At 72.5% G+C, this 13254-nt stretch carries 14 protein-coding genes; 9 read left to right on the top strand and 5 right to left on the bottom strand.

Translation table 11 applies throughout. The features are described from left to right. Complete coding sequence (locus tag ACIQV3_RS09055) at window positions 1-1359, bottom strand: adenosylmethionine--8-amino-7-oxononanoate transaminase (protein ID WP_403711244.1); 1359 nt, start codon at window positions 1357-1359, stop codon at window positions 1-3. Then, window positions 1352-2653 (bottom strand): biotin synthase BioB, encoded by a 1302-nt coding sequence (gene bioB / locus ACIQV3_RS09050; protein WP_403711242.1) that lies wholly within the window; start codon window positions 2651-2653, stop codon window positions 1352-1354. The genes ACIQV3_RS09055 and bioB overlap by 8 nt, the downstream gene beginning before the upstream one ends. 157 nt (window positions 2654-2810) lie before the next feature. Here bioB and ACIQV3_RS09045 point away from each other — a divergent pair, with 157 nt between their 5' ends. Continuing rightward, the gene (locus tag ACIQV3_RS09045) at window positions 2811-3986 is read left to right on the top strand and encodes an 8-amino-7-oxononanoate synthase (RefSeq protein ID WP_403711240.1); all 1176 of its coding nucleotides are present in this window, start codon (window positions 2811-2813) and stop codon (window positions 3984-3986) included. A gap of 44 nt (window positions 3987-4030) precedes the next feature. On the opposite strand, the gene ACIQV3_RS09040 is transcribed toward ACIQV3_RS09045, so the two are convergent. Further along, complete coding sequence (locus ACIQV3_RS09040; protein WP_403711238.1) at window positions 4031-4252, bottom strand: DUF397 domain-containing protein; 222 nt, start codon at window positions 4250-4252, stop codon at window positions 4031-4033. Window positions 4253-4265: 13 nt separating this feature from the next. Next, window positions 4266-5153 carry a helix-turn-helix domain-containing protein gene (locus ACIQV3_RS09035; protein ID WP_403711236.1) on the bottom strand — a complete coding sequence of 296 codons (888 nt, stop codon included), beginning with the start codon at window positions 5151-5153 and terminating at the stop codon, window positions 4266-4268. A gap of 197 nt (window positions 5154-5350) precedes the next feature. Here ACIQV3_RS09035 and ACIQV3_RS09030 point away from each other — a divergent pair, with 197 nt between their 5' ends. Then, on the top strand, window positions 5351-5809 hold the full coding sequence (locus ACIQV3_RS09030; RefSeq protein WP_403711234.1) for an ATP-binding protein: 459 nt from the start codon (window positions 5351-5353) through the stop codon (window positions 5807-5809). Between the two features lie 6 nt (window positions 5810-5815). Here the strand turns inward: ACIQV3_RS09030 and ACIQV3_RS09025 are convergent, their stop codons facing one another. Then, window positions 5816-6205: a VOC family protein gene (locus ACIQV3_RS09025; RefSeq protein WP_403711232.1), complete on the bottom strand. Its 390-nt coding sequence runs from the start codon at window positions 6203-6205 to the stop codon at window positions 5816-5818. A gap of 304 nt (window positions 6206-6509) precedes the next feature. On the opposite strand from ACIQV3_RS09025, the gene ACIQV3_RS09020 reads away from it, so the two are divergent. The 7 genes from ACIQV3_RS09020 to ACIQV3_RS08990 all read left to right on the top strand — a co-directional run bounded on the left by ACIQV3_RS09020 (window position 6510) and on the right by ACIQV3_RS08990 (window position 13210). Beyond that, on the top strand, window positions 6510-6812 hold the full coding sequence (locus ACIQV3_RS09020) for an urease subunit gamma (protein WP_266876111.1): 303 nt from the start codon (window positions 6510-6512) through the stop codon (window positions 6810-6812). Between the two features lie 14 nt (window positions 6813-6826). Next, window positions 6827-7138, top strand: a complete 312-nt coding sequence (locus ACIQV3_RS09015) for an urease subunit beta (RefSeq protein ID WP_403711230.1) — start codon at window positions 6827-6829, stop codon at window positions 7136-7138. Next, on the top strand, window positions 7131-8852 hold the full coding sequence (locus tag ACIQV3_RS09010) for an urease subunit alpha (RefSeq protein WP_403711228.1): 1722 nt from the start codon (window positions 7131-7133) through the stop codon (window positions 8850-8852). The genes ACIQV3_RS09015 and ACIQV3_RS09010 overlap by 8 nt, the downstream gene beginning before the upstream one ends. 31 nt (window positions 8853-8883) lie before the next feature. After that, window positions 8884-9558: an urease accessory protein UreF gene (locus ACIQV3_RS09005; protein ID WP_403711226.1), complete on the top strand. Its 675-nt coding sequence runs from the start codon at window positions 8884-8886 to the stop codon at window positions 9556-9558. A 106-nt stretch (window positions 9559-9664) separates the two neighbouring features. Beyond that, complete coding sequence (gene ureG, locus ACIQV3_RS09000; RefSeq protein ID WP_403711224.1) at window positions 9665-10360, top strand: urease accessory protein UreG; 696 nt, start codon at window positions 9665-9667, stop codon at window positions 10358-10360. Further along, entirely contained in the window at window positions 10357-11211 is an 855-nt protein-coding gene (locus ACIQV3_RS08995) for an urease accessory protein UreD (RefSeq protein ID WP_403711222.1), read from the top strand. Before ureG ends, ACIQV3_RS08995 begins: the two co-directional genes overlap by 4 nt. Before the next feature lie 310 nt (window positions 11212-11521). Beyond that, entirely contained in the window at window positions 11522-13210 is a 1689-nt protein-coding gene (locus tag ACIQV3_RS08990; RefSeq protein ID WP_403711220.1) for an alpha/beta hydrolase, read from the top strand. The last annotated feature ends 44 nt before the right edge of the window (window positions 13211-13254 follow it).

The following is a 13254-nucleotide window of genomic DNA, read 5'->3' as shown; positions in this document are numbered from 1 at the left end:
TCAGGCCTCCCTCGCTGCCGCGACCACGGCCCGGCAGATGCGGGCCACGTCGGCGTCGCCCGTCACGAACGGGGGCATGGTGTAGATCAGGTCCCGGAACGGGCGCAGCCAGACGCCCTCCCGGACCGCCGCCGCCGTGGCGCGGGCCATGTCGACCGGGTGGTCGAGCTGGATGACGCCGATGGCGCCCTGGACCCGTACCTCCTGGACGCCCGGCAGTTCCGCGGCCGGGGCCAGGCCCTCCAGGAGGGCGGCCTCGATGCGCTTGACCTCGCCCTGCCAGTCCTGGCCGAGCAGCAGGTCGATGGAGGCCAGGGCCACCGCGGTGGCCAGCGGGTTGCCCATGAAGGTCGGCCCGTGGGCCAGGACGGGGACCTCGCCCCGCGAGATGCCGTCCGCGACCCGCTCCGTGCAGAGCGTGGCGGCGAGCGTGAGGTAACCGCCGGTCAGCGCCTTGCCCAGGCACATCACGTCCGGGGTGATCCCGGCGTGGTCGGCCGCGAACAGCGCGCCCGTACGGCCGAAGCCGGTGGCGATCTCGTCCAGGATGAGCAGCACGTCGAACTCGTCGCACAGCTCCCGCAGCACCCGGAGGTAGCCCGGGTTGTGGAAGCGCATGCCGCCCGCGCCCTGGACGACCGGCTCCACGATCACGGCCGCCAGTTCGTCCCGGTGCGCGGAGAACAGGGAGCGCAGGTGGGCGGCGTAGGACTCGTCGACCGGTGCGGAGAAGCCGCTCGGCGGGGCGTCCGCGAAGAGCTGGCGCGGGAGGATGCCCGACCACAGCTCGTGCATGCCGCCCTCGGGGTCGCAGACGGCCATCGGCTGCCAGGTGTCCCCGTGGTAGCCGCCCCGCCAGGTCAGCAGGCGGCTCTTCCCGGGGCGCCCCACCGAACGCCAGTACTGCAGGCACATCTTCACCGCGACCTCGACGGAGACCGAGCCCGAGTCGGCGAGGAAGACGTGCTCCAGGCCGGGCGGGGTGAGCTCGACGAGCTTCGCGGCCAGCCGGACGGCGGGCTCGTGGGTGAGCCCGCCGAACATCACGTGCGACATCCGGCCGAGCTGGCCGGTGACCGCCTCGTTCAGCGCCGGGTGGTTGTACCCGTGGATCGCCGACCACCAGGAGGACATGCCGTCGACCAGCTCGTCCTGCCCCTGCGAGGGCTCGGCCAGCCGCAGGCGGACCCCCGAGGCGGAGGCGACGACGAGCGGCTCCTGCCGCCCGGGCATCGGGCCGTACGGGTGCCAGACGTGCTGCCGGTCCAGCGCGAGCAGTTCGGCGGCCGGCAGCACCTCGGGCGAGTGGTGCGCGCGGGGTGAGTGGAGCGGGTCGTGCGCGGGGTGCTGGTCAGGCATTGGGCGCGAGATCCGTTCCCGCACCGCGACGGCGTACCGCCACCAGACCGGGCCGGACCTCGCCCGCTTCGGCCTGCGCCGGTACGGGTCCGTCGGCCGGAGCGGCCACGGAGGCGGATACGGAGGCGGCCACGGAGGCGGCCGCGGGGGCCTCGTGCCCGGAGTGTCCCGAGCAGCCGCCGCACGCCGAACCGCAGCCGGCCTCCTCCGCCGTGGCGGACGAGCCGCAGACGGAGGCGCCCGGGCCCTTCGAACCGCAGCCCCCGCCGGTGGCCGCCGCCGCGATGTCGGAGCGGTGCGCGGGAAGGGTCGTCGTACCGGCGCCCTCCACCTCGAAACCGGCGTCCGCGATCATCTCGAGGTCGGCCTGTCCGGCCTGGCCCTCACTGGTCAGGTAGTCGCCCAGGAAGATCGAGTTCGCCACGTGCAGCGCCAGCGGCTGCAGGGTGCGCAGGTGCACCTCGCGGCCGCCCGCGATGCGGACCTCGACGTCGGGGCAGACGAAGCGGACCATCGCGAGGATGCGCAGGGCGCGCTGCGGGGTGAGGTTCCACTCCTTGGCGAGCGGGGTGCCCTCGAAGGGGATCAGGAAGTTGACCGGGACCGAGTCGCTGTCGAGCTCGCGCAGCGCGTAGACGACGTCGACGAGGTCCTCGTCGCTCTCGCCCATGCCCGCGATCAGGCCCGAGCAGGCCGACAGGCCGGCGGCGTGCGCCTTCTGCACCGTGTCGACCCGGTCCGCGTAGGTGTGGGTCTTGGTGATCTGGCCGTACGTGGCCTCGGAGGTGTTCAGGTTGTGGTTGTAGGCGTCCGCGCCCGCGTCCTTCAGGCGCTCGGCCTGGCCGTCCGACAGCAGACCGAGGCAGGCGCACACCTCGACGCCCTCGTTCTGCTCCTTGATGGCCGCGATCGTCTTGCCGACACGGTCCACGTCGCGGTCCGTCGGACCGCGACCGCTCGCCACCAGGCAGACCCGCTTGGCCCCGCCGGCGACGCCCGCGGCGGCGGCCTGGGAGGCCTCCTCGGGCTTCAGCCACGTGTACTTGAGGATCTCGGCCTTCGATCCCAGGCGCTGGGAACAGTACGAGCAGTCCTCGGGGCAGAGCCCCGACTTCAGGTTGACCAGGTAGTTCAGCTTGACCCGGCGCCCGAACCACTGTCGGCGCACCTTGCCGGCCGCGGCCACCACGTCGAGCAGTTCGTCGTCAGAGGTCGCCAGCACGGCGAGTGCCTCTTCGCGGGTCGGCAGCTCACGCCGCAGCCCCTTGTCCACGAGGGTGTTCAGCAGGTCCATGATGCCGATCCTGTCCCACCCGGGCACTCCCGGCCAAGGAGAGATCGAACAACATGGCCGGAAGAGAGTGTGTGTATCGCCACACCTGACGCAGGGGTCACGGGCGGTTAGGGTCGGGCAGGTCTGTGGACTGCCGACAAAAACCCGAGGACCGTCGATGCCGCACCAGCACACCCCCGCTCCCGTGGACGTCTTCTCCTGGATCGACGAAGCGGAGCGGGCCAGGGAGCAGGCCGGACTCGTCCGGACGCTGCGTCCGCGTCCGGCGCACTCCCCGCTCCTGGACCTCGCGAGCAACGACTATCTCGGCCTGTCCCGGCACCCGGAGACGGTACGGGGCGCGCGCGAGGCCGCCGAGCGCTGGGGCGCGGGGGCCACCGGATCGCGGCTGGTCACCGGCACCACCGAACTGCACGCCGAACTGGAGCGGGAGCTGGCGGCCTTCTGCGGGTTCGAGGCGGCGCTGGTGCTCTCCTCCGGTTACGCGGCGAACCTGGCCGCCGTCACCGCGCTCAGCGACCGGGGCACCCTGGTGGTCTCGGACGCGGGCAACCACGCCTCGATCGTGGACGGCTGCCGGCTGTCGCGCGCCGACATCGCCGTCGTCCCGCACTCCGACCCGGACGCCGCGCGCAAGACCCTCGCCGCCCACCAGGGGCGGGCGCTGCTGGTCACCGACTCGGTGTTCTCGGTCGACGGGGACGCCGCCCCGCTCGCGGCCCACGCCGAGGCGTGCCGGGCCGAGGGCGCGGCCCTGCTCGTGGACGACGCGCACGGCCTCGGGGTCCTGGGCGAGGGCGGCCGCGGGGCGCTGCACGCCGCCGGGCTCGCGGGAGCCCCCGGGGTGGTCGCGACGCTGACCCTCTCGAAGTCCCTGGGCAGCCAGGGCGGCGCGGTGCTCGGCCCGGCCAAGGTGATCCGGCACCTGGTCAACACGGCGCGGACCTTCATCTTCGACACCGGGCTGGCCCCGGCCGCGACGGGCGCCGCGCTGGCGGCCCTGCGCCTGCTGGAGCGGGAACCGGAACGCGCGGACCGTGCCCGCGCGGTGGCCGCCGAACTGTACGGGCGGCTCACCGCGTCCGGCCTGACCGCGGCCCGGCCGGACGCGGCCGTGGTGTCGGTACGGGCCCCGTCGGCGTCGGCGGCACTGCGCTGGGCCGCCGACTGCCGCGAGGCAGGTCTGTCCGTGGGGTGCTTCCGGCCGCCGTCGGTGCCGGACGGCATCTCCCGGCTGCGACTGACCGCGCGGGCGGATCTCACGGGGGCAGAGATCAGCCGTGCGGTCGAGACGATCCTGGGGACCGCTCCGGCCGGTGCCACGGACCGCTGAACGGAGCCCTTACGGGCGCTCCGGCGTTGCTGAGAGCCGCATTCCTACGTCCCGAGATCCGCACGGACGGAGACGAGGAAGCCGTCCCAGGCATGCCCGGTGAAGAGCACGGCCGGGCCGTCCGTCCGCTTGGAATCGCGGACCGCGAGCAGGCCGCCGCTGAGGACGGCCGTTTCCACACAGTTGTTCATTCCGGTGCTGCGGCTGCTTCGCCGCCACCGTGCGCTGTTCAGAAGTCCGCCTGTGGATAAGGGGGTTGCGGACACGGGGGGTGCCTCCTTACGCGTCGTCAGCGAGGGCGCTGATGAGATCCGACGAGTCGCGGGGCGGGAGGGCGTGCGCCTGGATGGTGCGGAACGCGGCGCTGTACGCCTCAAGGTCTTCCTTCCGCTCCAGATAGAGGCTACTCGTCAAATGGTCGAGTACCACCACATCCAGATCGGCGATGTTCGGAAATGAGAAGATGACGAACGGTCCTGTGAGGCCGAGATGTCCCCCCACGCTGAACGGCAGTACCTGAAGCCGCACTTGGGGCAAACGCGCCACCTCCACCAGGTGCCTCAACTGCTCCTCCATCACCCCGGACCCGCCGATCGTGCGCCTCAGCACCGCCTCGTCCAGCACCGCGCTCAGCTCCAGCGGCGGATCGGCCCGCAGGACCGACTGACGCGCCAGCCGTACGTCGACCAGCGCGTCCACCTTCGGCTCCGGCAGCCCGCCCAGCGCGGCCCGGGTCACGGCGCGCGCGTACCCGGGGGTCTGCAGCAGTCCCGGCACCACCGAGAGTTCGACGGTGCGGGCCGAACGGGCACCCGCCTCCAGGCTGATGAAGTCCCGGTACTCCTGCGGCAGCAGTCCCCGGTAGTCGTGCCACCACTGGCGCCCGCGCCCGGTGTCGGCGTCCGGGGCGGGGCCCGCAGCCGAGGCCGAGAGGGCTTCCAGCAGGGCGCGCTGCTGTGCGCTCACGACGTCTTCCCCGTAGACGTCGAGCAGGATCCGGATGTCCTCCACCTTGACGCCGCTGCGCCCCGTCTCGATGCGGCTGATCTTCGACTGGTGCCATCCCGCCAGCCGGGCCGCCTCACCGCTGGTGAGTCCGACCCGGTCGCGAAGGGCACGCAGTTCCTCGCCGAGCTTGCGCCGACGCACTGCGGGACCGTGCTGCACACCCGCCTCCTTCCACCGGCACAGGTCGCACCATTCTGCCGTCCGAATACGCTCTTCCGTAGCAGAGTTCACCGCATTGAGCGACAGATATATGCATATCTTGAGGGATCGGCGGAAACGGCGGGACGATGGGTGGCACTCTGGCGTCCAGCGCAGATCCGGGGCGGCTTCGCCCCGGTGGGAAAGGGACCGTCGCCATGGCAGATCACCAGGAAGCATCCGTCACTCTGCCGAGCGATCCCGCCTCGGTCGCGGCCGCCCGCCGCTACGTCGCGGAGGTACTGGGCGAGTGGGGACTGTCCGACGGGACCGAAGCCGCCGACAGCATCCGGCTCATCGTCTCGGAACTGGCCACCAACTCCGTGCAGCACACCTTCGGCAAGTCGCCGACCTTCACGGTGGACATCCGCCTGGAGCGCGAGGAGTGGCTGCGCATCGGGGTCACCGACAGCCACCCGCGCTGGCCCAAGCGGCTCCCGGCCGCCGTCCAGCAGGACAACGGCAGGGGGATGGTCATCATCCGCTGGCTCGCCGCGGAGGCCGGCGGCCGGCTCTCGGTCAGCCCGACCGAGGACGGCGGCAAGACCGTGTGGATCGCACTGCCCTGGACGGCCACGGCCGCCGGTGCTCCGGCGAGGTCCGCGACCGGCTGTTGAGGCAGCTCAGGCTCCGGCGCGCTCCGACGCGCTGCGCTCGATGCACAGTTCGTTGCCCTCGGGGTCGGTCAGGGTGACCCAGCCCGTGCCGTCCTCCCTGCGGTGGTCGCCCTGCAGCTTCGCGCCGAGCCCGAGGAGCCGCTCGACGTTCTCGTCGCGGGTCCCCGTCACGGGCTGGATGTCCAAGTGCACCCGGTTCTTCACGGACTTGCCCTCGGGCACCCGGATGAACAGCAGTCCGGTCACCCCCGGCTGCCCGGGCACCAGAGAGATCTCGGGGTCGTCCGCCAGGTCGTCCGGGTGAATGGGCCAGCCGGTGACCTCGGACCAGAACTGCGCCAGCGCGTACGGTTCCTGCGCGTCGAAGGTGATGTGGTGGACGGGGTTGACGAACATGCTGCTCCTCTTGAGCGGTTCCGTATACGGAACCGGGCCGTGCGGCGCCCGGAGTTGAACCGGGTACCTGCCCGAAACGTGGGTTAACTCAGCGGAAAAGCGCGGCCCCTAGCGTGGCGGCCACGTTCCTTCCGCCAATGGTCACCCATACGCCGGCAAAGCGGCGGTGGGCGGGACGGAAAGCCTTTCCCTGTGTTGGGCAAGACACGCTTGGCTCGGATATGCGCAGGTCAACAAAGTGTTGACGGCCCATAGGGTCGGCTCGGCGCGATGTTGATCATGTCCCGAAAGCTTGGTGATTGCTGTGCAGCTGACCCCCCACGAGCAGGAGAGACTGCTCATCCACGTGGCCGCCGACGTGGCCGAGAGACGCAAGGCGCGGGGCGTGCTCCTCAACCACCCCGAGGTGATAGCCCTGATCACCGCGCACATCCTCGAAGGGGCCCGCGACGGGCGGACGGTGGCCGAACTGATGGCCTCCGGGCGGACCGTGCTCTCCCGCGAGGAGGTCATGGAGGGGATACCCGAGATGATCCACGACGTCCAGGTCGAGGCGACCTTCCCGGACGGCACCAAGCTCGTCACCGTCCACGACCCCATCGTCTGAGAGCGAGTACCCGCATGATCCCCGGCGAAATCGCCTACGGGGACGGCCCGGTGCGCCTCAACGAAGGCCGGCCCGTCACCCGACTCACCGTGCTCAACGCCGCCGACCGGCCCGTCCAGGTCGGCTCGCACTACCACTTCGCCGAGGCCAACCCCGGCCTCGACTTCGACCGTACGGCCGCCCGCGGACTGCGCCTCGACATCGCCGCCGGCACCGCGGTCCGCTTCGAGCCGGGCATCCCGGTCGCCGTGGCCCTCGTACCGCTGGCCGGGCTGCGCGCCGTACCCGGACTGCGCGGGGAGACCGGAGGGCCGCTCGATGGCTGAGATATCGCGCCAGGTGTACGCCGACCTCTTCGGGCCCACCACGGGCGACCGCATCCGCCTCGCCGACACCGACCTCTTCGTCGAGATCGAGCAGGACCTCGCCGGCGGCCCCGGCCGGGCCGGCGACGAGGCCGTCTTCGGCGGCGGCAAGGTCATCCGCGAATCCATGGGCCAGGCCCGCACGACCCGGGCCGAGGGCGCCGCCGACACCGTCATCACCGGAGTGGTGATCCTCGACCACTGGGGCATCGTCAAGGCCGACGTGGGCATCCGCGACGGCCGGATCTGCGGCATCGGCAAGGCCGGCAACCCCGACACCATGGACGGCGTCGACCGCGCGCTGGTGATCGGCCCCGAGACCGAGATCATCGCCGGCAACGGGAAGATCCTCACCGCCGGCGCCGTCGACGCGCACGTGCACTTCATCTCCCCGACCGTGATCGAGGAGGCCCTCGCCTCCGGCATCACCACCCTCGTCGGCGGCGGCACCGGCCCCGCGGAGGGCACGAAGGCCACCACCGTCACCCCCGGACCCTGGCACCTGGCCCGGATGTTCGCCGCGCTCGAGGCATACCCCGTCAACATCGGCCTGCTCGGCAAGGGCAACACCATGTCCCGCGCGGGCATGTACTCCCAACTGCGCGGCGGAGCACTCGGCTTCAAGCTCCACGAGGACTGGGGATCCACCCCGGCCGTCATCGACGCCTGCCTCACCGTCTGCGAGGAGACCGGCGCCCAGGCCGCCATCCACACCGACACCCTCAACGAGGCCGGGTTCGTCGCCGACACCCTCGCCGCCATCGGCGGACGGACCATCCACTCGTACCACACCGAAGGCGCCGGCGGCGGGCACGCCCCCGACATCATCACCGTGGTCTCCGAGCCGAACATCCTGCCCAGCTCCACCAATCCGACCCGGCCGCACACCGTCAACACCGTCGAGGAACACCTCGACATGCTGATGGTCTGCCACCACCTCAACCCCGCCGTCCCCGAGGACCTGGCCTTCGCCGAGTCCCGGATCCGCCCCTCCACCATCGCCGCCGAGGACGTCCTGCACGACCTCGGAGCCATCTCGATCATCTCCTCCGACGCCCAGGCCATGGGCCGCGTCGGCGAGGTGATCCTGCGGACCTGGCAGACCGCCCACGTGATGAAGAAGCGCCGCGGATCCCTTCCCGGCGACGGACCCGCCGACAACCACCGGGCCCGGCGCTATGTCGCCAAGTACACGATCAACCCCGCCGTCGCCCAGGGCCTGGCCCGCGAGATCGGCTCCGTCGAAACCGGCAAACTCGCCGACCTGGTGCTGTGGAAGCCCGCCTTCTTCGGGGTCAAGCCCGAACTGGTCATCAAGGGCGGCCAGATCGCCTACGCGCAGATGGGCGATGCCAACGCCTCCATCCCCACCCCGCAGCCGGTCCTGCCGCGCCCGATGTTCGGGGCGTACGGCCGGGCCCCCGGGCTCAACTCGGTCAACTTCACCGCCCAGGCCGCCCTCGACGACGGACTGCCCGAACGGCTTGGACTCGGAAAGGAGTTCGTCGCCATCGAGAGCACCCGCAAGGTGACCAAGGCGGACATGCGCAACAACGACGCCATGCCGCGGGTGGAAGTCGACGCCGACACCTTCACCGTCACCATCGACGGCGAGGTGGTGGAACCGGCCCCGGCGACGGAACTCCCCATGGCCCAACGCTACTTCCTTTTCTGATGGGGCCTCTTCTGAGGGGAGGAGTCGTCCGATGAGCCTCGCCACCCTCCTCGTCCTCGCCGACGGCCGCTTCCCCGCCGGAGGGCACGCCCACTCCGGCGGGGCCGAGGCCGCCTGCAAGGCGGGCCGGATCCACGACGCCGCCACCCTGGCGGAGTTCTGCCGGGGCCGGCTGCACACCGCCGGGCTCGTCGCGGCCGGTCTCGCCGCGGCGGCCGCCCTCGGGATCGACCCGGCGGCCCTCGACGAAGCCGCCGACGCCCGGACCCCGTCGCCCGCGCTGCGCGCCGCCGGGCGGCGGCTCGGCCGCCAGCTGATGCGGGCCGCCCGCGCCACCTGGCCCGGCGCGGAACTGGACGCGCTGGCCGCCGCGTTCCCGCGCGGGGCGCACCAGCCCGTGGTGCTCGGGGTCACGGCCCGGTCGGCGGAGCTCCGGCCGCTGGACGCCGCGCACGTGGCGGCGTACGAGAGCGTCAGCGGGCCGGCCACCGCCACCGTACGGCTGCTCGGCCTGGACCCCTTCGAGGCGACCCGGGTACTGGCCGGGCTGGCCCCCGAGCTGGACTCCGTGTCCCGGCGAGCCGAGCGGGCCGCGCTGCGGGCCCGCACCGACGGTCCGCACACCCTGCCCGCGGCCTCCTCGCCGCTGCTGGACATCGCGGCGCAGGCCCATGCCGACTGGCCGGTACGGCTGTTCGCCTCCTGAGCCGCCCGCACGCCCTACGCCTCCGCACGCCTCCGCCCGTCCCGGCACGGCACCGCACACCCCCGCACGCCCCGCACCCCCCTGCTTCGGCTCAAGGAGATCTGCCATGCACCTCGACCACAGCGTGACCTTCCCGCACCGGCACACCCACAGCGCCGAGCCGCTGCGCGCGGACGGCACCCGCAGGGCCCTGCGCATCGGCCTCGGCGGGCCCGTCGGCTCCGGCAAGACCGCCACGGTCGCCGCGCTCTGCAGGGTCCTGCGCACGGAGCTGTCCATGGCCGTGGTCACCAACGACATCTACACCCGGGAGGACGCCGAGTTCCTGCTCCGCGAAGCCGTCCTGCCGCCCGAGCGGATCAGCGCCGTGGAGACCGGCGCGTGCCCCCACACCGCCATCCGCGACGACATCTCCGCCAACCTGGAGGCCGTGGAGGAACTGGAGGAGGCCTTCCACGGGAACGGACGGCTCGATCTGATCCTCGTCGAGTCCGGCGGCGACAACCTCACCGCCACCTTCTCCCGGGGCCTGGTCGACGCCCAGATCTTCGTCATCGACGTGGCCGGCGGCGACGACATCCCGCGCAAGGGCGGCCCCGGCGTCAGCACCGCTGACCTGCTGGTCGTCAACAAGACCGACCTGGCCCCCCACGTCGGCTCGGACCTGGGCCGGATGGCCCGCGACGCCGCCGAGCAGCGCGGCGAACTGCCCGTGGCCTTCCAGTCCTTGCGCGGCGAGGAGGGCGTGGCCCCGGTGGCCGCCTGGGTGCGCGAGCGGATCGCCGCCTGGACCGCCCGATGAGCCCTACGGTGATCCCGGCGGCGATTCCCCCGGTGATCCCGGCGGCTCCCCCCACGGTGACGGGCGCGCCCCCCGCCCGCCCCCCGGCCCCCGCTCCGGCCGGCCTGCGCGCCACCGCACGGATCGCCGCCGCCGCGGACGGGCGGGGCTCCACCGTCCTGCCGCTGCTGGCCGGGGAGGGACCGCTCGCCCTGCGCCGCACCCGGGGCGGGCCCGGCGAGGCGGGCGTCATGCTGGTCGGCGCCATGAGCGCCCCGCTGGGCGGCGACCACCTCGGGATCGAGGCCACCGCCGGGCCGGGCGCCCGGCTGGTGCTCCGCTCGGCGGCGGCCACCCTGGCGCTGCCCGGCCGGCACGGGGAACCCGCGCGGTACGACGTACGGCTCCGGCTCGGCGACGGGGCGGCCGTGCGCTGGCTGCCGGAGCCCCTCGTCTCGGTGCGCGGCAGCGACCTGCGGGTCAGCACCCGCGCCGAACTCGCCCCCACCGCGCGGCTCCTGCTGCGCGAGGAGCAGGTGCTCGGCCGCACGGGGGAGGCGCCGGGCCTGCTGCGCGCCCGGCTCAGCGTGACCCGGGGCGGGAAGCCGCTGCTGGAGCAGGAACTGGCGTGCGGACCCGGCGCACCCGCCGGCTGGGACGGTCCGGCGGGACTCGCGGGCCACCGGGCGCTCGGCCAGCTGCTGGTGGTGGACCCGGAGTTCGCGAAGGCCCCGCCACGGGCCGGGATGCTGGGGGAGTTCGCGGCGCTCACCCCGCTGGCGGGCCCCGCCGTCCTGGTCACGGCCCTGGCCCCCGACGCGCTGCGGCTGCGCGAACTGCTCGACTCCGCCTGCGCCGCCTACGGTTGGTGACCTCCGGCGGCGCCCGGCGGCGGACGACATCCGCACGGGGGACCCACCCAGGACCAACCCGTGACCAGCCCCGGGCCAGCCCAGGACCAACCCGTGACCAGCCCCGGACCAGCCCCGGACCGACCCGGGAGAAGCCAGACACCGCTCAGCGGTACACGCATTCCCGGATATCGGGTTGGCAAAGAACCGGCCCGTGCTCTGTCGCCCGCTCCTGGTCAGGCGGAAGTATCCCCTGCACATGCCGACGCATCTCCACACCGGCATGAACCACGCCGCCCACGGCGGCAGATGACGCAGGGGGAACAACCACGTGATACGCAACGCGGCGCTGGGGAGCGCCGCCACTCTGATCACCGGCACGCTGGCGGCGGGCCTGCTGCTCGCCCCGTCCGCGTCGGCCTCGCAGAACTTCGAGTCCGGTTCCTACGGCCGCGACAACCCGGTCGCCGAGGCGTTCGGCACCCGGATCGCCGCCGCCCGCGCGGCCCGCGCCGGGATCGACTGGAAGGACTGTCCGCCCGACTGGGGCTTCGCGGCGCCCATCCAGTGCGGCTGGGTGAAGGTCCCGCTGGACTACAGCAAGCCCTTCGGCAAGACGATCGACCTCGCCGTCGACCGCGCCGTCAGCACCGGTACCAAGGAAGAGCGCCAGGGCGCGCTCATCTACAACCCGGGCGGCCCCGGCGGCTCCGGCATGCGCTTCCCCCGCCGCACCACCACCAAGAGCCCGCTGTGGGTGAACACCGCCAAGGCGTACGACTTTGTCGGCTTCGACCCGCGCGGCGTCGGCCACTCCGCGCCGATCTCCTGCATCGACCCGCAGGAGTACGTCAAGGCGCCCAAGGCCGACCCGGTGCCGGACAGCAAGGCCGACAAGGACGCCCAGCGCAAGCTCGCCGAGGAGTACGCGGACGGCTGCAAGGAGCGCAGCGGCGAGATGCTGCCGTTCATGACCACGCCGAACGTCGCGCGTGACCTGGACGTCATCCGTGCCGCCCTCGGCGAGAAGAAGCTGAACTTCCTCGGCGTCTCCTACGGCACCTACATCGGCGGGGTCTACGCGACGCTGTTCCCGACGCACGTGCGCCGCATGATCGTCGACAGCGTGGTGGACCCGTCCCGCGACAACATCTGGTACGAGGCCAACCTCGGCCAGGACATCGCCTTCCAGACGCGCTGGAACGACTGGCAGGACTGGGTCGCCAAGAACGACGCCTCCTTCCACCTCGGCACCACCCGCGCCGCGGTCGAGGCCAAGTGGCTGACGCTGCGCGCCAAGGCCAAGGCCAACCCGCTCGGCGGGATCGTCGGCCCGGCCGAGCTCATCGGCTTCTTCCAGAGCGCCCCGTACTACGACTCCTCCTGGGTGCCCGTCGCCCGGACCTGGGCCGCGTACGAGGCCGGCGACGAGCAGGCGCTGATCGACGCCATCGCCCCCGACATGAGCGACATCCAGGGCAACGCCTCGGCGGAGAACGGCACCGCGGTCTACACCGCCGTGGAGTGCGCCGACGCCAAGTGGCCCACCAGCTGGTCCAAGTGGGACCGGGACAACACCAAGCTGCACGCCCAGTACCCCTTCATGACCTGGGCCAACGCGTGGATGAACCTGCCCTGCGCCACCTGGAAGTCCAAGCAGCACCACGCGATCGAGGTCGGTGTCGGCGACCACCGCGGCCTGCCGCCGGTGCTGATCGTGCAGTCCGAGCGTGACGCCGCCACGCCGTACAAGGGCGCGGTCTCCCTGCACAAGCGGCTCGCCGGCTCGCGTCTGATCACCGAGAAGGACGCCGGCTCGCACGGCGTCACCAACCTGGTGAACCCCTGCATCAACACCCGGGTCGACACCTACCTGCTCACCGGCAAGGTCGACGCCCAGGACGTGACGTGCGCTCCGCACGCCACCCCGGTTGCCCCGGCCCCCGTCGCCGCCAAGCTGATCGCGCCGGCCCCGGCCGCCGACCAGCGGGCGATCGACGAGCTTCCGGCCATCCGCTAGCCGGACTGCGGGCGGGAACGCCCGCACACCGCACGGGAGAGGGT

The organism is Streptomyces sp. NPDC099050, assembly GCF_044759865.1.
Classification (GTDB): domain Bacteria; phylum Actinomycetota; class Actinomycetes; order Streptomycetales; family Streptomycetaceae; genus Streptomyces.
This window is presented reverse-complemented; position numbering and strand designations above follow the sequence as displayed.

Bases quoted from the DNA above. Each gene is read 5' to 3' on its own strand.
- ACIQV3_RS09055 (WP_403711244.1), bottom strand. From the start codon at position 1,359: ATGCCTGACCAGCACCCCGCGCACGACCCGCTCCACTCACCCCGCGCG.
- bioB (WP_403711242.1), bottom strand. From the start codon at position 2,653: ATGGACCTGCTGAACACCCTCGTGGACAAGGGGCTGCGGCGTGAGCTG.
- ACIQV3_RS09045 (WP_403711240.1), top strand. From the start codon at position 2,811: ATGCCGCACCAGCACACCCCCGCTCCCGTGGACGTCTTCTCCTGGATC.
- ACIQV3_RS09030 (WP_403711234.1), top strand. From the start codon at position 5,351: ATGGCAGATCACCAGGAAGCATCCGTCACTCTGCCGAGCGATCCCGCC.
- ACIQV3_RS09025 (WP_403711232.1), bottom strand. From the start codon at position 6,205: ATGTTCGTCAACCCCGTCCACCACATCACCTTCGACGCGCAGGAACCG.
- ACIQV3_RS09015 (WP_403711230.1), top strand. From the start codon at position 6,827: ATGATCCCCGGCGAAATCGCCTACGGGGACGGCCCGGTGCGCCTCAAC.
- ACIQV3_RS09010 (WP_403711228.1), top strand. From the start codon at position 7,131: ATGGCTGAGATATCGCGCCAGGTGTACGCCGACCTCTTCGGGCCCACC.
- ACIQV3_RS09005 (WP_403711226.1), top strand. From the start codon at position 8,884: ATGAGCCTCGCCACCCTCCTCGTCCTCGCCGACGGCCGCTTCCCCGCC.
- ureG (WP_403711224.1), top strand. From the start codon at position 9,665: ATGCACCTCGACCACAGCGTGACCTTCCCGCACCGGCACACCCACAGC.
- ACIQV3_RS08995 (WP_403711222.1), top strand. From the start codon at position 10,357: ATGAGCCCTACGGTGATCCCGGCGGCGATTCCCCCGGTGATCCCGGCG.